The organism is Streptomyces sp. TAA486, assembly GCF_000426165.1.
This window is the reverse complement of the sequence record NZ_AUEV01000008.1, coordinates 357662-382091: the sequence shown is the minus strand read 5'-3', so window position 1 is coordinate 382091 and position 24430 is coordinate 357662. Positions and strand designations below refer to the sequence as shown.

17 protein-coding genes and 1 pseudogene are annotated in these 24430 nt (G+C 70.2%); 8 read left to right on the top strand and 10 right to left on the bottom strand.

Features of this window, described 5'->3' with window-relative positions:
- Positions 1 to 152: 152 nt before the first annotated feature.
- The gene (locus I004_RS0114465) at positions 153 to 1682 is read right to left on the bottom strand and encodes a hypothetical protein (RefSeq protein WP_028436087.1); all 1530 of its coding nucleotides are present in this window, start codon (positions 1680 to 1682) and stop codon (positions 153 to 155) included.
- Positions 1683 to 1959: 277 nt separating this feature from the next.
- Complete coding sequence (locus I004_RS0114460; RefSeq protein ID WP_028436086.1) at positions 1960 to 3420, bottom strand: hypothetical protein; 1461 nt, start codon at positions 3418 to 3420, stop codon at positions 1960 to 1962.
- A 321-nt stretch (positions 3421 to 3741) separates the two neighbouring features.
- Between I004_RS0114460 and I004_RS0114455 the strand changes: the two genes are divergently transcribed.
- Both I004_RS0114455 and I004_RS0114450 read left to right on the top strand, forming a co-directional pair.
- The gene (locus I004_RS0114455) at positions 3742 to 5232 is read left to right on the top strand and encodes a SpoIIE family protein phosphatase (RefSeq protein ID WP_028436085.1); all 1491 of its coding nucleotides are present in this window, start codon (positions 3742 to 3744) and stop codon (positions 5230 to 5232) included.
- A 250-nt stretch (positions 5233 to 5482) separates the two neighbouring features.
- Positions 5483 to 7702 (top strand): glycoside hydrolase family 15 protein, encoded by a 2220-nt coding sequence (locus I004_RS0114450; RefSeq protein ID WP_199779391.1) that lies wholly within the window; start codon positions 5483 to 5485, stop codon positions 7700 to 7702.
- Between the two features lie 176 nt (positions 7703 to 7878).
- Here I004_RS0114450 and I004_RS33960 read toward each other — a convergent pair whose 3' ends face one another.
- Positions 7879 to 9411 carry a DNA-binding protein NsdB gene (locus tag I004_RS33960; RefSeq protein ID WP_486579993.1) on the bottom strand — a complete coding sequence of 511 codons (1533 nt, stop codon included), beginning with the start codon at positions 9409 to 9411 and terminating at the stop codon, positions 7879 to 7881.
- A 252-nt stretch (positions 9412 to 9663) separates the two neighbouring features.
- Between I004_RS33960 and I004_RS0114440 the strand changes: the two genes are divergently transcribed.
- Both I004_RS0114440 and I004_RS0114435 read left to right on the top strand, forming a co-directional pair.
- On the top strand, positions 9664 to 10821 hold the full coding sequence (locus I004_RS0114440; protein ID WP_028436083.1) for an aminoglycoside phosphotransferase family protein: 1158 nt from the start codon (positions 9664 to 9666) through the stop codon (positions 10819 to 10821).
- A 206-nt stretch (positions 10822 to 11027) separates the two neighbouring features.
- Entirely contained in the window at positions 11028 to 13157 is a 2130-nt protein-coding gene (locus tag I004_RS0114435) for a peptidoglycan recognition protein family protein (protein WP_078511181.1), read from the top strand.
- Positions 13158 to 13250: 93 nt separating this feature from the next.
- Here I004_RS0114435 and I004_RS0114430 read toward each other — a convergent pair whose 3' ends face one another.
- The 7 genes and pseudogenes from I004_RS0114430 to I004_RS0114395 all read right to left on the bottom strand — a co-directional run bounded on the left by I004_RS0114430 (position 13251) and on the right by I004_RS0114395 (position 18911).
- On the bottom strand, positions 13251 to 13748 hold the full coding sequence (locus I004_RS0114430) for a hypothetical protein (RefSeq protein WP_028436081.1): 498 nt from the start codon (positions 13746 to 13748) through the stop codon (positions 13251 to 13253).
- Positions 13749 to 14057: 309 nt separating this feature from the next.
- Entirely contained in the window at positions 14058 to 14312 is a 255-nt protein-coding gene (locus I004_RS0114425; RefSeq protein ID WP_106965342.1) for a DUF397 domain-containing protein, read from the bottom strand.
- A 91-nt stretch (positions 14313 to 14403) separates the two neighbouring features.
- Positions 14404 to 14919: a VOC family protein gene (locus I004_RS0114420; RefSeq protein WP_028436079.1), complete on the bottom strand. Its 516-nt coding sequence runs from the start codon at positions 14917 to 14919 to the stop codon at positions 14404 to 14406.
- A 92-nt stretch (positions 14920 to 15011) separates the two neighbouring features.
- Entirely contained in the window at positions 15012 to 15734 is a 723-nt protein-coding gene (locus I004_RS0114415) for an alpha/beta fold hydrolase (protein ID WP_028436078.1), read from the bottom strand.
- A gap of 64 nt (positions 15735 to 15798) precedes the next feature.
- Positions 15799 to 16351 (bottom strand): annotated as a pseudogene (locus I004_RS38185) (amino acid permease); the annotation flags it as partial.
- A 90-nt stretch (positions 16352 to 16441) separates the two neighbouring features.
- Positions 16442 to 18124 (bottom strand): phytoene desaturase family protein, encoded by a 1683-nt coding sequence (locus tag I004_RS0114400; protein WP_486579992.1) that lies wholly within the window; start codon positions 18122 to 18124, stop codon positions 16442 to 16444.
- A 22-nt stretch (positions 18125 to 18146) separates the two neighbouring features.
- Positions 18147 to 18911: an MgtC/SapB family protein gene (locus I004_RS0114395; protein WP_028436076.1), complete on the bottom strand. Its 765-nt coding sequence runs from the start codon at positions 18909 to 18911 to the stop codon at positions 18147 to 18149.
- Between the two features lie 560 nt (positions 18912 to 19471).
- Between I004_RS0114395 and I004_RS0114385 the strand changes: the two genes are divergently transcribed.
- The 4 genes from I004_RS0114385 to dhaK all read left to right on the top strand — a co-directional run bounded on the left by I004_RS0114385 (position 19472) and on the right by dhaK (position 24380).
- Complete coding sequence (locus tag I004_RS0114385; RefSeq protein WP_199779390.1) at positions 19472 to 20428, top strand: hypothetical protein; 957 nt, start codon at positions 19472 to 19474, stop codon at positions 20426 to 20428.
- A 213-nt stretch (positions 20429 to 20641) separates the two neighbouring features.
- Positions 20642 to 22093: an amino acid permease gene (locus I004_RS0114380; RefSeq protein WP_028436074.1), complete on the top strand. Its 1452-nt coding sequence runs from the start codon at positions 20642 to 20644 to the stop codon at positions 22091 to 22093.
- Positions 22094 to 22163: 70 nt separating this feature from the next.
- On the top strand, positions 22164 to 23090 hold the full coding sequence (locus I004_RS33950) for a GNAT family N-acetyltransferase (protein WP_106965341.1): 927 nt from the start codon (positions 22164 to 22166) through the stop codon (positions 23088 to 23090).
- A gap of 297 nt (positions 23091 to 23387) precedes the next feature.
- Positions 23388 to 24380 carry a dihydroxyacetone kinase subunit DhaK gene (gene dhaK, locus I004_RS0114370; RefSeq protein WP_028436073.1) on the top strand — a complete coding sequence of 331 codons (993 nt, stop codon included), beginning with the start codon at positions 23388 to 23390 and terminating at the stop codon, positions 24378 to 24380.
- The last annotated feature ends 50 nt before the right edge of the window (positions 24381 to 24430 follow it).

Sequence of the window (24430 nt, the reverse complement as noted above, 5' to 3'; positions counted from 1 at the left end):
GAGGGCGGCCGGATGTGCGGCGGGGCGGGCGCTCCCAGGTGAACGGGCCTGCCGTGCACCCTTGTTGCCCCGCCGGCAGGATGCATTGGACGAGCCCGGCCCGCCTCGCCCCAGTGCGTCCTGCCTTGCCTGCGGCTCGTACCTGCGGGCCCTCATGCGGCCCCCTCGCGGCTCGGGCGGGCGTCGCGGCCCGACGCCACCCCTCCGGCGTCCAGCTCGGCCGTTCCGACGATCAGGTCCGCTCCCCCGAACTCCTCGTCGTCCAGCTCCTCTCCGTCGTCCACGGCGAAGAGAAGCCTGCGTTCGCCCTGCCGGCAGGCGGTGCCCACGGGCGGGCTCGCGGCGTGCACCGCCAGGAGCGCGACCAGATACGGTAGTTCGGGGTCGAGGCGCCTGGCGTCAGCCAAGAGCCCGGAGAGCCTGCGAGGCGCGTCCGCGGGCAGGTCCAGCAGCTCCGTCGCCGACTCCAGCTGCTCCTCGCTGAATCTGCTGTCGTCGGGGGTGGCGATCAGATCGGGCTCGGGCATCTCGGCGCCGAGGTGCTCACGGGGTGCCGGCGGCGTGAGCAGCATCTCCGTCAGGTCACCGAGGCGCACGGCACCGGGGGTGCGGAATCCCGCTCCGCCCGCGAAGAAGGCGTCCGTGACCGCACCGGCCTGCTCCACGGCCAACGGCAGCAGTGGCGCGAGCAGTTGACCGTACAGGTCCAGCCCGGCCCGTGCGGCGGGCGGCGCGAACGCCTGCCTGTCCTGCTCGGCGCGGAAGAGCGGCCCGGCCGCCAGCAGCCGCGACTGGAGCTGGGTGTGCCGGCGGATGCAGTCCTTGACGATGTCGACGAGCTCGGCGGCACGGCGCTTGTGGTCGGGACCGCGTTCCGACGCCGCCTCGTCGCGCGCGCGGCGGATGTTGGTGAGGATCGCGTTCTCGTGGCGGTAGCGCTCCGCGACGTGCTCCAGAGCTTCGGTGATCATGTCCGGGACGGTGCGCAGCCAGTCCACCGCGCGCACGTCGCGCCGCGTGGCCTCCAGCGTGCGGCGGAGCGTCTCGGCGTACTGCACCGTGCGGTACCGGGCCTGTTCGGCCGCGAGCTGGGCGTCGGCGAGGCGCCCGCGGCTGATGAGGACCTCGAGCTTGACCTCGGCGGCGATCTGCGCGCTGGTGACATCCGTGTCGAGGGCGCCCACAAGGACGTTGACGGCCTCGTCGGTGGTGCGCAGATACACGCTGCCGCCGGGGCCGGGCACCTCCTCGATGAGCTTGAAGTCGTAATCCCGGCGGACGTACGAGCCCTCCGGCCCGAACGTGCCGTACACGGCCCGGAATCCGCGGTCGACGCTGCCGACGTTGAGCAGGTTCTCCAGCACCCAGCGGGCGACGCGTTCGTGCTCCGCGGCCGGACGCCCCGGGGTCTGGGCGGAGATACGGGGCAGCAGTCTCGCCACGACGTCCTCGTGGTCGGCGCCCGTGTCGAAGTCCATCTGCAGGGTGACGAGATCGATGGCGCTGAGGGCCACCTCGGCCATCGCGTAAGTGCTGTACTCCCCCGCGAGGTTGGCCTTGCGGACGTCGAGGTCGTGCAGCGGCGCCGTGCACGCCAGGGCGCGGAGCCGGCGCGCCAGCCCCTCGTCGGCCGCGGGGCCGGGGGCCGGGGACGGCAGGGTCGGCGGGGCGTGCTCAGTCACGACAGACACACTATGCGGTCACGGTGACAACGCCCGGAACACCCCTTGATGTCGCTTACGTCGCCAGCGCGCGACTCTCTTCTGCCCGCCCCTTAATGGCAGTTCACGCGGTGCGGACCCAATCGGGAACGCCGGAAGCTGTGCTGGCTGGCCCGTGCCCGACCTCTCGGACAGCCGGTACGCGACGTGTTGGAGAGTCGGTGCCCGACGGGCAGGGGTGCCGGATCCACCGTGCCCGGTGGCCGCCCGCGTCTGAGCGCCCCCGTCCAGCCGTGCCTCATCGCCCCGACTCCGGACTGAGCCTGCCGCGCACGGCGCTCTGCACCCCGGCTTCCTCCGCGGGATCGGACGCGAGCCTCCGCAGCCTCTCGACGACCCGCTCGTCCCCCGTCGCCGCATACTCGGCGGCCAGGGTCCTCGTGGTCTCCTCGCAGTCCCACAGGCATTCCACGGCGAAACCCGCCGGGAACGAGGGGTCGGTGAGGGCGAGCGCTCCGGCCGCGCGGCCACGCAGCTGGGAGGAGGCCGTCTCGCGGTAGATGTGCCGCAGCACGGGAGCAGCGGACTCCACTCCGAGCCGCCCGACGCCGTCCACCAGCGGCCACAGCTCGTCGCTGTCCGGGCCCTCGTTGCGCACGGTGCGGCGCAGCGCCCTCAGCACCGCACCGGCGTCCTGAGCCCCGCCGCAGCAGGCGAGCATCTCGGCGGCCACGGTCGTCAGGCGTTCGGGCAGCGAACCCTCGGGCGCGGCGGCCCATTGCCGGGCACGCACGATCGCCGCCGTGCTGCGCATCCGCGCGAACGCGCACAGTGCGGCCTCGGCGACGGTCTCGCACGGATCGGCGGCGGCCGTTTCGATGAGGTCGAGGGCGTCTGGGTCACCGCGGTCGGCGAGATGACGGAGGGCGGCGGCACGGGCGGCATCGCGCTGACCGCAGGCCGCGGCGATCAGCTCCTCACGGTCCGCCGGGCCCGCGACGGCGGACAGGCACCGGGCTGCGGCCGCCTCGCGAGAGGCCGGCGGGTGCTGCTCGTGGCCGTCCTGCGCCCAGTCCAGGACCTCGCGCACGCTCCAGCCCGGGCGGGGGCCCTGGCTGTGCAGCTGGCGCTGCCAGCGGTCGAAGCACCCTTGTTCCTGGACGCGCCGCAGCCGTTCCGCCTGGTCCGGACGGGCCGGGTCCTCGGCCCACAGCCGCCAGGGCCGGGGCTCGAACGCCTCACGCGCGGCCGCGGCCAGGTCGGCGTCACCCTGCTCGGTCCCCGGGAAGCGGGCGAGAACGGCGGGGCCCAGCCGGCGCAGCCCGGCGTCGTCGTCGCGTACGGCCAGCTCGTCCAGCGCCCACTGCCAGTTGGCGCCCGAGGTGGCGTACTTGCGCAGGAGCTCCGTCGCGGCGGCGTTCTCGTAGGAGGCGAGGTGGCCGAGCACCGACAGCGCCAGCCCGGTGCGGGCCTCGCAGTCGCCGCCGGGCGGGAGTTCGTCCTCGGGTGCGAAGAGGTGTTCCTCGATGTCGTCGAGCGAGGCGTCCAGCTCCATGTGGAGCCGGGCGTAGTAGAGCGAACGGTTCTCGATCTGCCAGTCCCGCCGGGGATCGTGGAGCACACACTGCCTCAGCGCGGCGAGCGCCTCGGCGCGTGGCGCCGCCAGAGCGTGCAGCGTGCCGTCGCCGCGACCCCTCTGAAGGAGGCCGAGCAGCGTACCGCTGGGCGCTATGTCTGAATCGACGGAATCGACGAACATAAGGGTCAGCATCCGGTGCGGGGTGTTCGACTGGCAACGGGATTTCCGTTGACCAGCATCCTTGCCTCTGCGAGTCGTTCTACTCCTGGCAGGGGAAGGACGTACAAGCGGAATGGACGGACCGCCCCGCATACGGGCCGGGAGCCTACCGGCAATCCGCGTCCGGCCCGACCTCGCACCGGCCGGCAGCCCTGTGACCGGCGAGACCGGCGACATATGTCCGCAGCACCACCGGATCGGGTATCGCGAAACCACTTACGGCCGGTCGCAGCCTGTGCAACAGTCGTAACCGAGCCCTCACTTCCCGTATCGGAGACCTCGATGCCCTCCCACGTCGATGCGGACCGTCCGGCCTCCCAGCCGCCCGAACGCGGTGCACTGGACGCCCTCATCAGACAGGCGCGGCATCTGCGCGGCGGGATCGACGCCGTACGTCCCCACACCGCCGACGAGGACACACAGGGAGTGGAGGATCCGGCACGGCGCTGGCAGCGCGCGCTGTGCGATCTCGCGGCCCACCAGCTGGACGACCTCGGTGAACATCTCGGCCGGCTCCGTGCGGGCGCACCCTCCCAGCCGGAGCCGCACGAGACGGACCCCGGACCGGCCGCGGCGTCCGCCGCCTCGGAGCCGTCCGCGCTCACCAGCAGGGTGGGAAGCGCGGAGTGGAACCTGCTGACCGACGAGGTGTCCTGGTCGGAGGAGCTGTACGGCATCTTCGGGCGCGCACCGCAGGACGGCCCGCTCTCCTTGGACGAACTCCCCTCATGCGTGCTCCCCGACGACCAGCCCCTGCTCGCGGCCGCCGTGACGGACTGCCTGGTGGACGGCAGGCCGATCGACCAGGAGTTCCGGATCATGCGCCCGGACGGCGCCCTGCGCACTCTCCATCTGCTCGGCGAACCGGTACTGGACGGGCAGGGCGGCACCGCGGCCATGTGGGCCGTGCTCCGCGACGTCAGCGAGCTGCGCCGCAGCGAACTCGCCGTGCGCGAGATCCATGAGACGGTGCGCCGCGAACGTCACGCCGCGCAGGCCGAGCGCAGGCTCGCGGTCGAGCTGCAGGAGACCGTGCTCCCGCCGTGGCGCGGCTCGCAGCGCATCCCGCACGGCGCCCCCGGACGCGCCCGTGACGCCGGCCCCGGAGGGGCCCTCGACATCGCCTCGCACTATCTGCCCTCCACCGGGAGCGCCATGATCGGCGGCGATTGGTACGACGCGCTGGAACTGCCCGACGGCTCCACCCTGCTCTCGGCCGGGGATCTCACGGGGCACGGAGTCGCCGCCGCCTCCGGCATGGCGATGCTGCTGGGCGCGGTCCGCGGCATGGCTTTCGCCGGGGTGGGGCCCGGCGCGCTGATGGGACATCTCAACCAGCTGCTGGACATCTCGGCCCAGCCGGCCCTCGGCAGCGCGGTGTGCTGCCGGTACGAGCCCGGCGACCGCAGCCTCACCTGGTCCCAGGCGGGCCATCCCTCGCCGGTCGTCTTCCGCGCCGGTACGAGCAGGGTGCTGCACCCGCCCCGGGGTGTGCTGCTCGGCGCGACTTCGGGGAGCGCCTACGGTCAGAGCACCGAAGTTCTGGAGCCCGGCGACTTGTTGGTGCTGCACACGGACGGACTGGCCCCACGCGCCGAGCGGATGGGCACCGCGGACCCCCAACACACCGCTCCCGAACGGCTGCTGGAGCTCGCGGACCGCTTCGCCGGTGCCCGGTCGGCACAGGAGTGCCTCCGCCTGGTCGTCGAGGAGTTCGGCGGCCGGGACCGCGAGGACGATGCCTGCGTGCTCATCGCCCGGGTGACCGGTTGACGTCAACTCCCAGCATTCGTTGGACTGTTGAGGGACGCGGAGCTAGCACCACATGCCGGACAGCATGGAAGAAAGCACCCTTGTGCGTTCATTCCTTGGAGTCACAACACTCACTCTTGACGTCACGTTTCTCCAAGGCGAAGCTTTCGCTCACCTGAGACGTGGCCGTCCGACCCAACGGCTTCACGTGGTGAACTCACCGAGGCGCGGCCGGTGCCGCCCCCTGTTCCTCTCCTCAACTGGAGGATGCGTGCGTACCAATTCCCGTCGGAACTTCCTGCGAGCAGCGCTGGTCGGTGCGTCGGCAGTGGCCGCGCCCGTCCCGCTGGCGGGCGTGGCCCGGGCCGAGTCCGCGGGCGCAGGCACCGCTGCGAAGGCCACGGGAGAGGCGCCCGGCGGACCTGGGACGAGCGCGGCCTTCGCACCCGCCGACAAGACCGGCTTCGGCACCTCCCGTACGACGGAGAGCCCCGTCTGGTTCACCCTGCAGGGCGGCAGGATGAGCGAGACGTACTACCCGGACCTGAGTACTCCAGCCAGCCGCCAGACGCAGCTGGTGATCACGGACGGGAAGACGTTCGTCGAGCGCCTCAGCGACGGCGAGGCACGCACCGAACCCTGCCTTCGGGGCGGGGCTCCCGGCTACCGGCTCACCAGCAGGGGAACCGGCTGGAGCGCGGTCACGCGGTACGTCACCGACCCGGAGCGCGCGAGCGTGCTCATCGACGTCGAGGTGCGTTCGGAGACGGGCGCTCCGCTGCAGGTGTTCGTCCTGCACGACCCGTCGCTGTCCGGGGAGGGCAACGACGACAGCGCGTTCCCGCAGGACGGGACGCTTGTGGCGAAGGACAAGCACGCAGCGAGCGCGCTGGCCGCCCAGGACGGCTTCACCGAGTCGACCGTCGGCTACCTCGATGTGAACGACGGCTGGACCCAGTTGTCCGAGAACAACGGACGCCTCAAGCACCACTACGCCACCGCGGGCCCGGGCAACGTCGTGCAGGTCGGCCGGCTCCGGATGGACGGATGCACCCGGACCCGGCAGACGGTGGTGCTCGGCTTCGGCGAGAAGACCGCGGAAGCCGTACGGACGGCGAAGCGCTCGCTCCGGCGGGGATTCGACGCGGCCGCCGGCGCGTACGAGCGCGGCTGGCTCGAATACCTCGGCGGCCTGCCGAAGGCCCCCGGATGCCTGCGCACACCCTCCGACCAGGCGCTCTACACGGCGTCGGTCGTGATGCTCGCGGCCAGTGAGGACAAGCTCAACCCCGGTGCGTTCATCGCCTCGCCCTCCATGCCGTGGGCGTTCGGCACCGACCGCGGCATCGCACCCGAGACCGGCTCGTACCACCTGGTGTGGGCCCGCGACCTCTACCACATAGGCACCGGGCTGCTGGCGGCCGGCGACCGCGACGCGGCGGACCGGGCGATGGACCATCTGCTGCGCAGTCAGTTGCCCGACGGGCACTGGTCGCAGAACCACAAGGTCGACGGCACACCGTTCTGGACGAACATCCAGCTCGACGAGACCTCCACACCCATGCTGCTGGCGTGGATGCTCGACCGGCACGACGCCAAGACGTTGCGGCACTTGCGCCGCGGCGCCGACTTCATCCTGAAGTTCAAGAGCGAAGAGGGTTACAAGTCCCCTTTCAGCCCGCAGGAGCGCTGGGAGGAGCAGAGCGGCTACTCGCCCTCCACCATCGCCTCGGCGATCGCGGCCCTGGTGTGTCTCGCGGATCTGATGCGGCGCGGCGGACAAGCGGACGATGCCGCCAAGTACCTCAAAGCCGCCGACACGTGGCAGGAGTCGCTGGACGGCTGGACCGTGAGCACCAACGGCCCGCATTCCTCCGAGCCCTATTATCTGCGGCTCACGAAGGACGGCAGGCCGAACGCGGGCACGGAGTACGAACTGGGCAACAACACCGACGGCAAGGTGGACCAGCGCAGTGTCGTCGACGCAGGCTTCCTCGAGCTCGTGCGGCTGGGCATCAAGCCAGCCGACGACCCGGTGATCCGTAACTCCCTCAAGATCGTCGACCGCGAAATCTCGGTGGACACCCCCTCCGGCCGCCACTGGCACCGCTACAGCGGCGACGGCTACGGCGAGCAGCCCAACGGCGAGCCCTGGAACGTCAACCGTCCCGAGATCAAGACGACCTACGGGCGTGCGTGGCCGATCTTCTCGGGCGAGCGCGGCGAGTACGAACTCCTCTGCGGCGACCGGCACTCGGCCGAAGGACGGCTGCGCGACATGGCCGCCACAGCCGGCGAGACCCTGATGCTGCCCGAGCAGGTCTGGGACGACCGGCCACCGGTTCCGGAGGTTCTGTCCGGTAAGGGCACGGCGTCGGCCACACCGCTCGCGTGGACTCACGCGCAGTACCTGCGCCTCGCATGGTCGCTGGAGCGCGGAACGCCGGTGGAGTACCCGACAGTTGTCGCGGAGCGGTACCTGCACGGCTGACGCCGGCCCACGTCTGCTCGTCCCGACGGACGCTACCGCGGCGCACCCGCGCCGCGGGGCTTCCATCGGCCGCGCACGTGACTGCCCGCACGGGCCGCCCGACGACGGTGACGCGGCCGCACCGGATCAGGGCACCTCCCGGTCCCCCGACCGTCCCGGCCGGGGATTGCTGACGCTCACACCGAGCGCAGCCCCCTGCCCCCAGGCAGCCGGGCCGGCTTGGGCTCCCCGGAAAGCCGGGGCGTCTTGGGCTGCTTGGGCAGCGCGTGCTGGATCTCCTCACGCAGCTCGGCGACCAGGCCGTGGCCCGCATACTGGCCGGTGAGCCGGTACATCTCACGCAGCCTGTCCCATGTGCGGTGCGAGGAGTTCTCACCGACGCTGACGAGGGCGAGGCGCGCGTAGCGGTCAGCCTGTTCCGGCTCGTCGGCGATGAAATAGGCCGAGGCGAGCGAGATCCAGTCGAAGATCTTCGAGCGCTGCCGCCCGTCGGCCCGCAACTCCAGTGCGCGCATGGCGTGCACCTCGGCAGTGCCTGCCGCGGCCGGGTCATGGTCGGCCAGCGTGCGGAACGCCAGCGCCTCCATGCCGTGCAGGTCGGCCTCGTCGAACATCTGCATCCAACTCGGGGGCGGAACATCGCCCTTGTCGGACGCGAACAGCTCCTCGGCCTCCCCGAGCGTGCGCCGCATCTCCTGGCCGCGGCCCATCGCGGCCTGCGCCCACGCCTCGATGGTGTGCAGCATGGCGCGCGTGCGCGGCAGGGTCTCCTCCCCCGAGCCGGACCGGGCCAGCTTCATCAGGTCGAGCGCGTCGTCCGGCCTGCCCAGGTGCACCATCTGGCGTGCGGCGCGCGAGAGTGCCTCGCCGGCGCGCGGCCGGTCGCCGCCCTCGCGCGCCGCGTGCGCCGCGATGACGAAGTACTTCTGTGCGGTCGGCTCCAGGCCGACGTCGTGCGACATCCACCCGGCGAGTACCGCGAGGTTCGCCGCCACGCCCCACAGCCGCCGCTGGAGACGTTCGGGGTGGTGGTAGGAGAGCATCCCGCCCACCTCGTTGAGCTGGCCGACAACCGCCTTGCGCTGAAGTCCGCCGCCGCGTGCGGCGTCCCAGGCGCGGAAGACCTCGACCGAGTGCTCCAGCGCCTCGATCTCCTGCGACCCCACGGGGGCCGCGTCGTACCTGTCGATGGCTGCCTGGTCCGCGTAGCGAGCAAGGCCCGGGTGTCCGGGTCGGAGAACGCCGGCGGCGGAACCCGGGTCGCCGCGGAGCCAGTCGTACATGGCACTGCTGAGTGCCGATCCTGCGGTGAGCGCGGCGCCCGCACCCACCAAGCCGCGTCGGTTGAGCATGAGGTCCATTCCCGTGAATTCGGTGAGGACCTCGGCCGTCCGCTCGGGTGCCCACGGCACTCCGTCCAGTCCGGACTGCTGCCGTGTTGCCGGCTGCCCTGGCTTGCTGAACCCGAGGTCCTCGATGGTCACGACACGGCCGAGTCGCTCGGTGAAAAGGGCCGCCAGCACCTTCGGCACCGGATCGCGCGGGGTCTCCCCCATGTCGATCCAACGCCGCACCCGCGAGGTGTCGGTCGACAGCTGCGCGTGGCCCATGGCCACGGACTGCCTGTTCACCAACCGCGCGAGTTCGCCCTTGGACCATCCGGCGAGGCCGAACAGGTCCGCGAGACGGGTGTTGGGTCCCTTTGTCACGTCAAGCCCCCAGGTTCTCGGCTGAGTTGACAGTAACCCCCGCTCAACTGCGCTGCGACTATTCGCCACGGTTCGCCAGGGTCCGCCAGATGGTGTGCCACCCGCACGCGGGTGTCCTGTAGAAACGCGCCACCCCGGTCCCGTCCGGACGACCAGCAACACGGTCAGGCATTCCCCAGGGTGCCGGGCCACCGTCCGGACGGTCCTGGGCAGGCGCGCGACCCGTCGGCGTACGAAGGGACCCTGCTCACCATGCATCCAGCGACGTCCGCCGTGTCCGCACCGCACAGGCCGTTCGGCACACCGCCCTACGGTGGCGGATCTCCCGCGATTCCCGTGGTTCCCACCGCGGCGCGGGTGTCCGCCCCACGGGCCGGCGCCGTGCGGACGCGGCAACCGGCCGACGCCGGATCTCAATCCGTCAGCGGGAGGCTGGACTTGTCCGGCCCGAACGGTTCGCAGCTGCGGGCGGCCATCGCCTCCGTCCACCGGATCTGCCCGGAGTTCCACCCGGTGCAGGTGCTGCGCCGGGTCGGCCGCTCGATCCTGGTCTCGGGGACGGCGGGGCGCAACGCCGTCGTCGCCAAGTGCCTCGTGGACAAGGCCGAGTCGTCCGTCGAACGCTTCCGGCACGAAATAGCGGCCTACCGGGCCTTCGTACGCCACCGGCCCCCGGTGCGTGTGCCGAGGCTGGTGGCCGCGGACCCCGACGAGTGCGTGCTGGTGATCGAGCGCATGCCGGGCCGTGTGGCGGCGTTACGGCGGCACCTCCTCGACACCCCGCCCCGCGCCGATCTGCGCGCCGCCCTCGGTGCGCTGTGCAAGCTCAACCTCTGGCAGCCGCCTGCGTCCGCGTTCACCCGTCCGATCGACTACCCGTCGCGGCTCGCCCGCTGCCACGAGCAGGGCCTGCTGACGGACCGTGACCTCGGGGACCTGCAGACACTGCTGCACGGAGCCGCCCAGGGACACGGCACCGGCGGAGTCACACCCTGGCAGTTCTCCCACGGGGACGCCCTGCTCACGAACGTGCTGCTCGCCCCGACGGGCCCTGCCTTCGTCGACTGGGAGCACGCGGGCTGGTATCTGCCGGGATACGACCTGGCGACGCTATGGGTGGTGCTCGGTGACGCACCGATGGCCCGCCGCCACATCAGCCAGCTCGCCCAGGCGCAGGGCTCGGCCGCGCGGGACGCCTTCCTGGTGAATCTGATGCTCGTGCTGATGCGTGAGATCCGTACCTATGAGACGGCCATCCAGCGCACCATGCGCGAGCCTGCCCCGACCCCGGGTCAGGAACGCCCGGGCGCCATGGCCACGGGCGAGCAGCAGCGACTGCTGTTGCGCCGGCTGCACGACGACTGCGGCCTCGCGAGGGGCGCGGTGCGTGCTGCCGTGGGCACCCGGTAGCGCCGTCGGGCGAGCGGGGTTTCCGGCGGAACCCCGCTCGCCACCTGCGGGGCGTCACCGGTCTGGACAGGTGACGCCCCCCGGGGGCCGCCGACGCCACCGGCAGGCAGCCGAACTCACCACGCTGACGTGCGAATTCCCCTTCTCCTGCGGTCATTGACGGATGGGTCGGGCAACCGATACCTCTGAGGCCTGCTCGCACTCGCATGCGACGAGCCCAGACCGAGGAGGCCGCCTTGCCCGGATCACCCGGAACTTCTGGCCCGGTTCACGAATCTCTCGACCCACTCAGACGCCTCGCCCGTGGCGCATTCGGAAGGGTCCCCCCGTGCGGACGGCGCTCCCGTGCCCTGTGGGCCGCCGGCACCGGCGTCGCCGCGACGGCCCTGCTGCTCCCGCTGGTCTCCGCGGGCCCGTACGCGACGGCGGACCAGCGCGACACCTCCCGCCTCCAGCAGCAGTTCACCGATGCCGCCGAGGACTACCGCGTCCCTGAGAGCGTGCTGCTCGGGGTCTCCTATCTGCAGTCCCGCTGGGACGCGCACGACGGTGCCCCCAGCGTCTCCGGCGGCTACGGCCCGATGCACCTGACCGATGCAGGCACGGCGCTGGCCCGGTCCGCCGCCGCGCACGACGGCCACTTCGGCTCCGGCTCGGAGGACCCCCGCGGCGACACGGCACGTCCGGCGCTGAAGCCCGATGCGGCCACGGAGCGTGCCCGGACTCCGAAGACCAGCGAGCTGCCGGCCCGGCTGCGCACGGCCGAGCGTGCGGCGAAGCTGACGGACGTGTCCGGGAAGCAGCTGCGCGAGTCCACGGCCGCGAACCTGCGGGGCGGCGCTGCCCTCCTGGCGGCCGCGCAGAAGAAGCTGGGACGTCCCCTCAGTTCGGATCCGGCGGACTGGTACGGCGCGGTGGCCTCCTATCCGGCCGCGTCCGAGCCCGGCACGGCCACAGCGTTCGCGGACGACGTCTTCGCAGTGATGCGTTCGGGCGAGCAGCGCACGACGGACTCCGGCCAGCAGGTGCGTCTTGAGGCCGACCCCGGTCTGCGTGCCGACCCCTCGCAGGCGGACGGAATCGGGCAGGCCCGGCCTCGCTCCTCCTCGGGTGAGAAGCCCGAGTGCCCCCGCAGCGTGTCGTGCGAGTGGCTGCCCGCCCCGTACGAGGAGTACACGGACGACAACGGCAACCCGAACTACGGCAACCACGACAAGGCCCGCAGGCCCGGTTCCGCGTCGGTCGACTACATCGTCGTGCACGACACCGAGGGCAACTGGGACACGGTGATGGACCTGATCCAGGACCCGACGTATGTGTCCTGGAACTACTCGCTGCGCTCCTCCGACGGCCACATCGCCCAGCACGTGCGGGGCAAGGACGCCGCCTGGCACGCGGGGAACTGGTACGTCAACGCCAAGTCGGTCGGCCTCGAACACGAGGGTTTCCTCACCGACCCCGACGCCTGGTACACCGAGGCGATGTACCGCTCCTCGGCCCGCCTGGTGCGGTACCTCGCCGCCAAGTACGACATCCCTCTGGACCGGCAGCACATCCTGGGCCACGACAACGTGCCCGGCGTGACCACCGCCAACATCCCCGGAATGCACACGGATCCGGGTCCCTACTTCGACTGGCAGCACTACTTCACCCTGATCGGGCGGCCGTTCGTGCCGAAGGCCGCACCCGACAGCAAGCTGCTGACCATCAGGCCGGACTATGACAAGCACCGGCCGGAGTACACCAAGTGCGACGACTCGGGCGACCCCTGCCCGGCACACGGCTCGGGCGCAGTTCGCCTGCACAACGCGCCGGACGCGGACTCGGAGCTGGTCCAGGACGACGGGCTGCATCCCGGCGGTAAGTCCACCACCGGCGTCAACGACACCGGTGCCCGGGCGAGTACGGGTCAGCAGTACGCCGTGGCCGACCGCAAGGGCGAGTGGACCGCCATCTGGTATCTGGGGCAGAAGGCCTGGTTCCACAACCCGAAGAAGCAGCCCACAGCGGTTCCCGCGCGGGGCAAGCTGATCGTTCCCAAGGCCGGCAAGGACGAGATCCCGGTCTACGGTCGGGCCTACCCGGAGAAGGAGGCATACCCCGAGGGCATTCCGGCGCAGGAGCTCTCGCCGCTCCCGTACAAGATCAAGGCGGGCCAGGCGTACGCCGCGGGGCTCAAGACGCGGGGTGAGTATCTCTACGCCAAGGAGTTCGACCCGGAGGCGGAGAAGTTCAAGGTGGTGCGCGGCGATCTCACGTACTACCAGATCCAGCTGGGGCACCGCGTCGCCTTCGTCAAGGCGGACGATGTGCGGGTGACCGGCTCCTCCTCGTAACGCGACCCGGCCTGCGAAAGGGGCCCGGCGCCACGGCCGGCACCTACAGGTGCCGGCCGGCGGTGCCGGGCCCCTTTCGCGCCAACGGGCTCGTCAGTGCTGGAACATCTCGGCGGGCAGCGGCTTCAGCAGCGCATAGAGATCGCTGGTGATGGGCCGGTCCCAGCTCGCGATGGTGACGAGCACCCCGTCGCTCCGGTCGAACTGCACGCACGAGATGCGCTCCTCGGAGCACTTCACGCGGCGCACGATCAGCAGATTGTCCTCGTGCATCACCGGGTCGTCCTCGACGCCCGTGACCTCGACCTCCTCGTCGTTCTCCAGCGCCGCCATCAGCTGTGCCACCTCGAAGGGCACCTGGTTGCCGGTGACCTCACGGGCCGGTGAGCCCTCCGGCAGATTGCCGATGATCATCGCCGGGCCGCGGCCGCCGAAGAGGTCGTAGCGCAGGAAGACGCCCTGGCAGGTGCCGTCAGGTGCGGGCAGCAGGCCCGCACCGAGGTTGCCGGGCCAGTCGGTCGGGTCCATGGCCAGGACGTCGAAGTCCGGACCTGCGGGGACGGACGCGCTGCGACGGCGGAGGAACGACATGCGGACATGGTACGTCCCGCTGCGTACCTCTCCTCCGGGACGCCTCATCATGGTCACGGACCCGTCACGGACACGGGGGTGGGAGCGCCGCCGACGGCCGGGCAGGACCCGGATCGGAGTGACAACTGGTGGCGGCCGGACGTGCCGGCCGCCACCCCGGCCGTGCTGGGCCCCTCCCCGGCGGAGGGTCGAGTTCGAGGCCCCCGACCTGGACGTGGCGCTCACACGGGCCATGGCAGGCCTCACGTGCTCATGCGAGGTGAACTGCCCGCTTCTCTCGGGCAGTTGAGTACCGCGGAAGCGCTGGTGTCAGGTCAGGTCGAAGCGTCCGCTGCGCGCACCGAGCACGAACGCGTTCCACTCCCCCGGCGAGAAGATGACCGCCGGGATCTCGGGTGTGCGGCCGTTGCGCATCGCGATGTAGCCCTCCACGAACGCGATCTCCACACCGCCCATCTCCTGGGTGCCCGACTGCCAGCGGGCGTTGGTGAGATCGAGGTCGGGCCTCGTCACGGTGCTGGTGGTGGTGCGCTCGGCCACGTGCGCTCCTCCTGTTTCGCTCATCGGAAAGGGCTTCAGCCTAACGACCGGTGAGGGGCACCGGACAGTGCTGGGCCGACGTGGATTGCCCCGGCGGCCGGGCGCACAAGAGCCCTCAGACGATCTTCTTACCGTTGAAGATCCCGAGGCGCTCGCGGTACAGCTCGACCGGCACTCCGTTGGGGTCCTTCAGATACAGGCTCTCCTCGACGCCGCGATCCGGGCCCGCGTACTCGAGGCCCGCGGCGTCGAGTGCGTTCCGGGCGGCGGAATGCGCCTCATCCGTCATCGACAGGGCCAGGTGCTGTACGCCGCCGACGGTCTCGGCGAACTCCGGGTGGTCGTGGCCGGGAAAGTCGAAGAATCCGAGCAGGTTGCCGTTGCCGATGTCGAAGAAGAAGTGCGTGGAGCCCCGGTAGTCGCGGTTCTCCACGAGTTCGACGAGGGGGAAGCCGAGCAGCTCCTGGTAGAAGCGGATGGTCTCCTCCACGTCCCGGCAGATGAAGGCGACGTGGTGGACACCGGCGGCTGCGGTGGCGGGCCGGTCGGGGGCGGCGAGCAGATAGCGGTCCCGCAAGGTCTCCCGCCGGGCACGCAGTTCCTCCAACACCGATCCCTCGGGCTCAGCCATCACGGACCTTCCTCCAGAAGTGCTTTGCTCTTCAACAATCACTCTAGAGGTGTCGAGTACCGCTTTGCGAGCCGCCACGGGCGTGGCCGGGGTCACCGTGCCGGGGCGTCGCCCGCCAGGAACGTCTGCACGGCTGCGGCGAATTCCTTGGGCCGCTGCTCGTGCACCAGATGTCCGCCCTCCTCGACGGTGACGAACGTGCCGAGCGGAATGCACTCGGCCGTGGCAGCCATGTCTTCCTGCGGCAGATGACTCTCCGGCCCGCCGCCGACGACGAGGGTGGGCGCGGTGATGTCGCCCAGCTTCCGCCTCCAGCGGGGATCGGGAGCATTGAGCTGCCTGTTGAGCTGCTTTCTGACATCGAAGTCGAACAGCGGCTTGCCGGGCGGCGGTTCAGGGTCCTCCTCGCGGGGCGGGTCGACCGGGAGCAGCGTGGCGGTCTCCTCCAGGACGAGGCGCTCCACGCGGGCCGGGTGCTCTCCGGCGAAGATCGCCGCGACCATGGACCCGAGTGAGTGCCCGATGAGGACGACGCGTTCCAGGCCGAGTTCGTCCAGGAAGGACAGCAGATCCTCGCACAGCAGGTCCAGCCCGTACTCGCCCGGCCAGTCGCTGTGGCCGTGGCCGCGGAGGTTCGGTGCGTACAGCGGGTGATCGGCAGCGAGTTGAGCGATCAGCGGCCCGCGCCAGTCCTCCCCGTCCTCGCCCAGGCAGTGCAGCAGGACGACGGGCGTGCCCTCGGTGTTCTCCGTTCCCCAGGTCCGGTAGGCGATCTCAATGCCGTTGGCCCGCACAGTTCGGACTTCATCACTCATACGGGCGACGCTACTGCACGTCCTTCCCGGATTCGTTCTCCTGACGGGCGAGTTCCGAACGGCCCTAGGAGTAACCGAAGTAGATGACGAGGCCGATCAGGAACCAGACGGCGAAGCGCGCCCACGTCTGCCACGCGAGGAACGTCGTCGGCCACAGCGAGAAGACGATCCCTATGACCGGAACCACCGGCATGCCCGGCGTGCGGAAGGTGCGAGGCAGGTCGGGACGGCGCGCCCAGGCCCACGGGCTGGAAGGCGGAGGAGAGTCCGCTCGCCTTGTCGATGTCGGTGAACTTCTGCATGCCCGTCAGTACGAGACAGACCAGTACGTACAGCGTCATCGCGATGATCAGCGAGCAGATGATCGCCTGGGGCATGTGGCGCTGGGAGCCCTTGGACTCCTCTGCCGCGGTGCTCATGGCGTCGTAGCCGACGACAGCGAAGAAGACGGTGGCCGCGCCGGTGAACGCCCCGGAGACCCGAACGGGAGGAACGGTTGGCAGTTGGCGATGTCGACGTAGAAGAAGCCGACCACGATGACCAGCAGGACGAACGAGGTCGACGCCGTGCCCTTCCCCGGTGCCCGGCGCCCCCAGCATCCAGGCCGGCGCGCCCGAGCGGCCGGCGGAAGCACCTTGCTTGCCACCTGTGGCAAGCAAGATGACCACCCGGCAGAACCCGGCAGCGACTGCTGCTGCTTGTCTGCCTCAGCGCACCGGCGCCGCTGCCCGGCCGCCTTCCGCTTCCAGCGCGGCCATCGCCGCGTTGTGCCCGCCGATGCCGCTGACTCCGCCGCCCCGCACCGAACCGGCGCCGCACAGCAGCACGTTGGGGTGCGCCGTCTCCACGCCCCAGCGTCCGCCGCCCTCTTCGGCCCACGGGAAGGACAGGTCTCCGTGGAAGATGTGGCCGCCCGGCAGGCGCAGTTCGCCTTCGAGGTCCCTGGGCGTCTTGGCCTCGATGCAGGGCCTGCCGTCGACGTCGAGCGCGAGGCAGTCGCCGACAGGCTCCGTCAGGTGGCGGTCGAGTTCGGCGAGCGTACGGGCGAGCGCCGCGTCACGCACGGCGTCACGCTCGGCTGCGCTCCCGGCGTCGAAGCACTCGGCAGGGGTGAGCAGCCCGAACAGGGTGAGCGTCTGGAAGCCCTGGGCGGCCAGTTCCGGAGCCAGGATGCTCGGGTCGGTGAGGGAGTGGCAGTACAGCTCGGAGGGCGGTACTCCGGGCAGGTCCCCTGCCTCCGCCTGCCGGTGGGCCTCGGCAAGCTGCTCGTATCCCTCGGCTACGTGGAAGGTTCCGGAGAAGGCCTCGCGCGCGTCGACGGCGGTGTCCTTCAGCCGGGGAAGTTGCCGCAGCAACATGTTGACCTTCAACTGCGAGCCGCTGACGGGGCTCTGGCCACCGCCCGCCGCGGGCAAGGCAGCCTCCCCCTCGCCGAGCATCTGCGACAGCGCCTGCGGTGAGGCGTTCACCAGGACGCGGCGCGCGGCCACGGTCCCCTCGCCGTCGGCGGTGCTGTAGCGCACCTCGGCCGTCGTGCCGTCGGTGTCGATGCGCTGCACCGTGTGGCCCGTACGGATCCGGGCGCCGGCGGAACGAGCGGCGTCGGCGAGGGCGTCGGTCAGTGCCCCCATGCCGCCGACGGGCACGTCCCAGTCGCCGGTTCCGCCTCCGATGACGTGGTAGAGGAAGCAACGGTTCTGCAGCAGTGACGGGTCGTGCGCATGGCTGAAGGTGCCGATGAGCCCGTCGGTGAGCACGACTCCCCGGACCAGGTCGTCGGCGAAGTACTCCTCGACGGCCTCGCCGAGCGGGCGCTCGAACAGCGCCTCCCACACGGCGTCCTCCCCGATCCGCGCCTTCAACTCCTCGCGGGTGGGCAGCGGTTCGGTGAGGGTCGGAAAGACACGCTGGGCGACCCGCTGCGTCATGGCGTAGAAGTGCTCCCACGCCTCGAACTCCCTCTCCCCTCCGGTGAGCCGGGCGAAGGACTCCCGCGTGCGGGTTGTGCCGTCGCCGACGAAGAGACCGGTGGCCCGCCCGTCGCGCACGGTAGGCGTGTAGGAGGAGACACCGCGCTTGCGTACGGCGAAGCGCACGCCGAGGTCGTCGATGATCTGCTGCGGCAGCAGGCTCACCAGGTACGAGTAGCGCGAGAGCCGGGCGTCGACGCCCGCGAAGGTCTGCTCGGAGACGGCGGCCCCGCCGGTCCGTCCGAGGCGTTCGAGCACCAGGACACGCTGTCCGGCTCGTGCGAGATACGCGGCGGCGACCAGGCCGTTGTGGCCACCGCCGACGATGACGGCATCGTAGGCGGCTCCGTCGTCAGAGATGTCGTCGGAGGCATGGGCGGATGTGTTGTGGGAGGCGGCAGGCATGCCTCTTCGTAGCATGTCCCGGGCTCCCGGCACAGGTTCATTCGTCCGGATCGGAGTCCGTCGAGACCTCCATGCCCAGCACTCCCTCGGTGCCGAAGATCTCGGAGGCCAACTCGCGCACGTCGGCCGTGCCCTCCAGCCGGAGCGCCACCCGCGCCGTGGTCTCCGCGCCCGCACGCTCCACCACGGCGCCCTCCTCGGGCCGCGGCACTCTGTCCACACTGACGCCGAGGATGCGGAATCCTCGGTCGGTGCAGATCTCCATGAGCCGGGGCAGCAGGGACTCCCCGGTGCGGTAGCGCAGCCGGACCGTGGACTCCCTGAGCGTGGGCCCCGTGGAGAGCCGGGCGGCGACGAGGGGATAACCGCGGATGACGACGAAGTGCAGTGCGGTGGTCACCGCCGCCAGCACGCCGAGTCCACCGCCGCAGGCCATGCCCACGGCACAGGTGAGCCAGACCGTCGCGGCGGTGGTGAGGCCCCGAACGGCGTCGCGGCGTACGAAGATCAGCCCACCGCCGATGAAGCCGATACCGGCGATGATCTGCGAGGCGACCCGGGAAGGGTCGAAGGAGACGTCCTGGGTGCCCAGCACGCTGCTGAAGCCGAACTGGGAAATCTGCATCATCAGGGCGCTGGCGATCCCGACGAGCGCGTGCGTGCGCAGCCCGGCGCTCTTCTGCCGCGAGCCCCGTTCCCAGCCGATGAGGGTCGAGAGCACCAGCGCGAGGCCCAACTCGCCCAGCTGGGACCAGCCCTGATGGTTGTGCACGTCCCACAGCGGAGCCGCCAGCCCCATCACGCGCCTCCTCTTGCTCCGATAGGCCCGGAAAATACCAGGAAATGCAGGTTTTCGGACTCTCCCGACACAAGGCCGAACCGGCCGCGACACGGACGCACACTCCCGGCAGCCGCCTTCCGCCTCCAACTTCCTTGGGAATCAAAGCAGTTCGGCATTCAACGTGCTGCTTTCCAGGGCGCGTTCTTCGAACAGACCTTCCGGAGAGAGGGACTTGAGGAACACCTACGGACCTCATCGGCCAGGCCGGCCGCACAGTCGCATGCGACGTGCGTTCAACCCCGGAGGGACCCCTTCCGCTCAACACAAATAGTGTCGCGAGGGGCTGACATATGCTCAGCACATACCCTCCCTCACCCCTGCGGTGGCAAAGCAAGGGTGGAACGGGCAGGAAAGAGGACTTCGAGACCGGAGTGATAGGGAATAGTGGTTCCGGTCGGTCATGACGCTGAGTAGGGTGTGCGTTGCTGCCGGGCACCGGACGCGTTCCGGTCGAATTCGGGTTGCCCGAATTGTGCACATTGGGATGGCATCGGCAGAGAGAGCAGATTCGGCAGGAGAGCATGACCGCTGGCTTTTTCGAGGGGCAGTACGTGTGGCACCCGGCGGCCGATGACCGTCAGCTGGCACGAGCATGCGTGGACGTGCGCGCGGGCCGCTACCTCAGCTCGCACGAGGTGCTGAAGGACGCTCAGAGGGACTTCGGCCTGCGCGCCCACCGTTCACTCGTGCTCGCCTCCGAGGCGTGCGACTCCGACCTCGCGGAACGCTGGCTGGCCGAGGAGCCCAGCAAAGAGGCGGCGCTGCTGTGGGCGCGGGTCTCCTCGCTGCGCGCACTGCGCGCGGCGGACACCGAGGACCGCCACGCCGGCGACCTCGGCCGTATCGCCTTCGCCGCATGTCAGCGTGCGGCGCTGATGGCACCGAGGGACCCGACGCCGTGGGTCACCCAGCTCTCGCTGGCCCGCCTCCAGCGCCCCCGTGACCCGGCACCGCAGGGTCTGCTCACCTCTCCCGAAGGCCCCTGGTCGCTTTTCTCGCACATCCTGCGGCTCGACCCGTGGCACAGGGAGGCCCATCACCGGTTCCTGTCCTTCTTCTTCGCCCGCTACGGCGGTTCCGGCAAGGCCGCCTGGGACGTTGCCGCGTTCCTCGGTCAACGGGCCCCGGCATCCTCCGCGTTGAGACTCCTGCCACTGGTGGCCCTGATCGAGGAGCACGACCCGACCTCGCTCCTGGCCGACCGCACGTGGGAGCAGCCCCAGTGGAAGGCCACCGCACTGGGGGCGTACCAGCACTGGCTGCCGGAGGTCGCGGGCTACGAGTTCACACCGGTGCTGGACCTGGCATACCTGGCACACGCACTGATCATGGCGCACTGCGAGTTCGAGGCCCGTCCCGTCTTCGCGGCGATGGGGCCCTACGCCTCACGGATGCCGTGGAGCGCCCTCGGTGATCCCGAGGAGCAGCTCAGCAAGGCACGTCTCGCGTGCGGGCTCCCCGTACCGGGCGCGCGCTGAGGTGGCCCGTACTTCCGCGCCTGCGACGGCACAGAGTCCGTGGCCGCCCTTGCCCTGAGGCGCCGCGCACTCTCCGCACCGATCGCGACGAAGCTTTCCCGATGTCCATACAAGAAAGGTCCGCCCGTGTCCGACTCCGCTTTCGCAAGCCGCACGAGAATACGACAGCGCGAAGCGCCTGCCGCTCTCGACGATGATGCCACGTTGCATGCGATGGGTTATCCGCGGAAACTTACGCGCCGATTCCGCGCGTTCGACAATTTCGCGATCTCATTCACCATCATCAACATCATCTCCGGGATTTTCTCCTCGTTCGGTTTCGGGATGAATGCGGGCGGCCCGCTGGTTCTGGTATTCGGCTGGATCGGCGTCTCGGTGATGGTTCTCTTCATCGGTGCGTCGATGGGCGAGATCGCTTCCGCTTATCCGACCAGTGGTGCCCTGTATTTCTCCGCGGGAAAGCTCGCCAAGAAGCACAAGGGCGCATGGTCCTGGTACACGGGCTGGCTCAACTTCGTCGGCCAGGTGGGAGGCACGGCGGCGACCGGGTACGCGGCCGCCACCTTCATCCAGGCGTTCATGGCGATGCAGTGGCCGTCCTACGAGGTCACGGGTCAGCGCACCGTGCTCATCACCGCAGTGATCCTGGTGCTTCAGGGCCTCGCGAACACCTACACGGTGCACCTCGTCGCCGTGCTCAACCGCATCTCGGTGTGGTGGCTGCTGATCGGAATGGTGGTAATCGTCACCGCACTGACAGTGATGCCCGACCATCACCAGTCGGCGTCCTTCGTGACGCACTTCGCCAACAACACCGGTTTCACGAGCGCCCTTTACGGCGGCATGCTCGGTCTGCTCGTCACGAGCTGGACCTTTACCGGCTTCGACGGCAGTTTCCACATGTCAGAAGAGACCGTTCAGGCCACGGTGAACGCGCCGCGTGGCATCATGCGTGCAATCGGTTACTCCGCGATCACAGGTCTCGTCCTCATGCTCGCGCTGGTCTTCGCGATCCGTGACTACGACAAGGAAGCGGCGGCGGACGCTCCGCCCGTGCAGATTCTCCTGGACGCGCTTGGCATGGGCACAGCCAAGCTTCTCCTGCTCATCGTGATCGGCGCGATGCTCTTTTGCGGTCTGGCCAACATGACCAGCAACACCCGGCAGATCTTCGCCTTTTCACGTGACGGCGCGATGCCCGGTTCCCGCTGGTGGCATTCGGTCTCGCCCCGTACGCGTACGCCTGTCAAGGCCGTGTGGCTGGCAGCGGCGTGCTCCCTGGTCCTGGTCGTCCCGGGCTGGTGGTCGGAGACGGCGTTCACCGCCATCGTCAGCGTCAACGTCGTCGGGCTCTTCCTCGCCTACGCGGTGCCCATCTACCTCCGCCTGCGGCTGAGCGACTTCGAGCACGGGCCGTGGCACCTCGGGCGCTGGGGCAAGCCGATCGGGATCGTCGCCGTCGCGTGGATCCTCGTCAGCAACGTGCTGTTCATGCTGCCGCACGCCTCGCCGATCACCGCGTCGAACTTCAACTACGCGCCGATCGCACTGGCCGTGGTCCTGATCATCGCGACGGTGTGGTGGTTCGCCACCGCCCGCAGGCGCTTCCAGGGTCCCGTCAGCTACGGCCGTCCCGACGAAGTGGCGGCCATGGACCTGATCTGACGATGTGCCGGCGGGCCGGCCGTGCCGGCCCGCCGGCCGCAACCATCCAAGGAAAGGACGGACACAAGGCATGGAACCTCTCGGCGACGACGCCTCGCAGCAGCCCTCGGGAGCCGCGGCCACCGCCGCGGCCGGCTCACCTCACGGCGGCGCGGACGGACTCGGCGTCACGCTCGCCTCGTCGGAGGAATGGCTCCAGGTCGAGGAGTGGGCGGCCGAGGAGCAGTGGAACCCGGGCCTGGGCGACACGGCCTGCTTCCACCCGACCGACCCCGACGGCTTCTTCCTGGGGCGCCAGGACGGCCGGCTCGTCTCGGCCGTCTCCGTCGTGAACTACTCCGACGACTTCGCCTTCCTCGGCTACTACCTCGTCCATCCCGATCTGCGGGGAAAGGGACTGGGCATGGGCACTTGGCGGGCGGCCGTCCCGCACGCAGGCGGCAGGACCATCGGCCTCGACGCGGTCCCCGCCCAGGAGGACACCTACCGGCGTTCGGGCTTCACCGCCGCATACCGCACGGGTCGCTACGGCGGGCGTCCCACTTCTCCGGGCGTCCCGTCGCCGTCCGTCGAGCCCGTGACGGAGGATCACCTCAAGGCGATCGCCGCCTACGACGAAGAGTGCTTCCCCGCACCCCGCAAGGCCTTCCTCGGCCGGTGGCTGAGTGCGCCCGGACACCGTGCGCACGTCTACGTACGCGACGGTGAACCGGCCGGCTACGGCGTGATCCGGCAGGCCAGGGACGGCCACCGCATCGGGCCTCTCTTCGCCGGCACCCCGGAGGTCGCCGAGGCTCTCTTCGACACGCTCATCGCACACCTCAGCCCGGACGACGAGGTCCATGTCGACATCCCTGAGACACACGAAGCGGCCGTCTCCCTCGCCACGAGCCGTGGCCTGGCGCTCGGCTCCGGAACGGTGCGCATGTACAAGGGCGAGCCACCCGTCATTCGGGCGGAGCGCGTCTTCGGTGTCACCAGCCTCGAACTCGGCTGACCGCTCCGGCACTCCCGGCCGCGGGCCGCGCGGGGAGACCCGCCGCAACGGCGGCACGGACCGCCGCGGCGGCCTCCGTGTGCGGCAGGCTGTACGTGTGCAGCCGGACCAGGGCGCGGCTCGAGCCCTGAGAGATCTCCTGACAGGTGGTCAGACAGACCTCTCGGCGCGGCGGCGACCCTCCCACCGGGGCCGTTCCACGCACCCGGGACGACCGGACGACGCAGTCGCGATGTCGGCTCCTACCTGTAGTAATACTGGCCAGAGGGACAGTGTTACGCTCACTCGGAGGTATCAATGAAGATGCTGATCAATGTGCCGGAAAGTGTCGTCGCGGACGCCCTCCGGGGGATCGCCGCCGCGCATCCCGAGCTGACGGTCGACGTGGAGAACCGCGTCGTGCTGCGGCGTGACGCCCCCGTGGCCGACAAGGTGGGCCTGGTCTCCGGCGGAGGCTCCGGCCACGAGCCCCTGCACAACGGCTTCGTCGGCAGGGGCATGCTCGACGCCGCCTGTCCCGGCGCGGTCTTCACCTCCCCCGTTCCCGACCAGATGACGCGCGCCGCCGCAGCCGTGGACAGTGGCAAGGGCGTCCTGTTCGTCGTCAAGAACTACACCGGCGACGTGCTCAACTTCGACATGGCCGCCGAGCTGGCCGAGGACGAGGGCATCCAGGTGGGCAAGGTCCTCGTCCAGGACGATGTCGCTGTCACCGACAGCGAGTTCACCGCCGGACGTCGCGGCACGGGCGCGACGCTGTTCGTCGAGAAGGTCGCCGGAGCTCTCGCGGAGGAGGGCGCGCCGCTGGAGCATGTCGAGGCGATCGCCCGTCAGGTCGCCGACTCCTCCCGGAGCTTCGGTGTGGCGCTCGCCCCCTGCACGACGCCCTCGAAGGGCAGCCCCACCTTCGACCTGCCCGCAGGTGAGCTGGAGCTCGGCATCGGCATCCACGGCGAGTCCGGCCGTGAGCGCCGCCCGATGATGACCTCCGGAGAGATCGCCGACTTCGCCCTGGACGCGGTGCTCACCGACCTGGAGCCGGACGGTCCCGTGCTGGTCCTCGTCAACGGCATGGGCGCCACCCCCCTGCTCGAGCTCTACGGATTCTGCGCCGAGGTCCGGCGAGTCCTGGACGAGCGCCGGGTGCCGGTCGCCCGTACCCTCGTCGGCAACTACGTCACCTCGCTGGACATGGCGGGAGCCTCGGTGACACTGTGCCGGGCCGACGAGGAGATCCTGCGGCTGTACGACGCCCCGGTGAACACGCCGGCGCTTCGCTGGGGTTGCTGAAGATGAGTCATGAGCATCGGGCCGGGCCGCGGTCGCCGTTCCGGGATCGG

Bases quoted from the DNA above. Each gene is read 5' to 3' on its own strand.
- I004_RS33950 (WP_106965341.1), top strand. From the start codon at position 22,164: ATGGAACCTCTCGGCGACGACGCCTCGCAGCAGCCCTCGGGAGCCGCG.
- I004_RS0114420 (WP_028436079.1), bottom strand. From the start codon at position 14,919: ATGGCTGAGCCCGAGGGATCGGTGTTGGAGGAACTGCGTGCCCGGCGG.
- I004_RS0114400 (WP_486579992.1), bottom strand. From the start codon at position 18,124: ATGCTACGAAGAGGCATGCCTGCCGCCTCCCACAACACATCCGCCCAT.
- I004_RS0114385 (WP_199779390.1), top strand. From the start codon at position 19,472: ATGACCGCTGGCTTTTTCGAGGGGCAGTACGTGTGGCACCCGGCGGCC.
- dhaK (WP_028436073.1), top strand. From the start codon at position 23,388: ATGAAGATGCTGATCAATGTGCCGGAAAGTGTCGTCGCGGACGCCCTC.
- I004_RS0114440 (WP_028436083.1), top strand. From the start codon at position 9,664: ATGCATCCAGCGACGTCCGCCGTGTCCGCACCGCACAGGCCGTTCGGC.
- I004_RS0114430 (WP_028436081.1), bottom strand. From the start codon at position 13,748: ATGTCGTTCCTCCGCCGTCGCAGCGCGTCCGTCCCCGCAGGTCCGGAC.
- I004_RS0114380 (WP_028436074.1), top strand. From the start codon at position 20,642: ATGGGTTATCCGCGGAAACTTACGCGCCGATTCCGCGCGTTCGACAAT.
- I004_RS0114460 (WP_028436086.1), bottom strand. From the start codon at position 3,420: ATGTTCGTCGATTCCGTCGATTCAGACATAGCGCCCAGCGGTACGCTG.
- I004_RS0114425 (WP_106965342.1), bottom strand. From the start codon at position 14,312: ATGAGCGAAACAGGAGGAGCGCACGTGGCCGAGCGCACCACCACCAGC.
- I004_RS0114455 (WP_028436085.1), top strand. From the start codon at position 3,742: ATGCCCTCCCACGTCGATGCGGACCGTCCGGCCTCCCAGCCGCCCGAA.
- I004_RS0114415 (WP_028436078.1), bottom strand. From the start codon at position 15,734: ATGAGTGATGAAGTCCGAACTGTGCGGGCCAACGGCATTGAGATCGCC.
- I004_RS0114435 (WP_078511181.1), top strand. From the start codon at position 11,028: ATGCGACGAGCCCAGACCGAGGAGGCCGCCTTGCCCGGATCACCCGGA.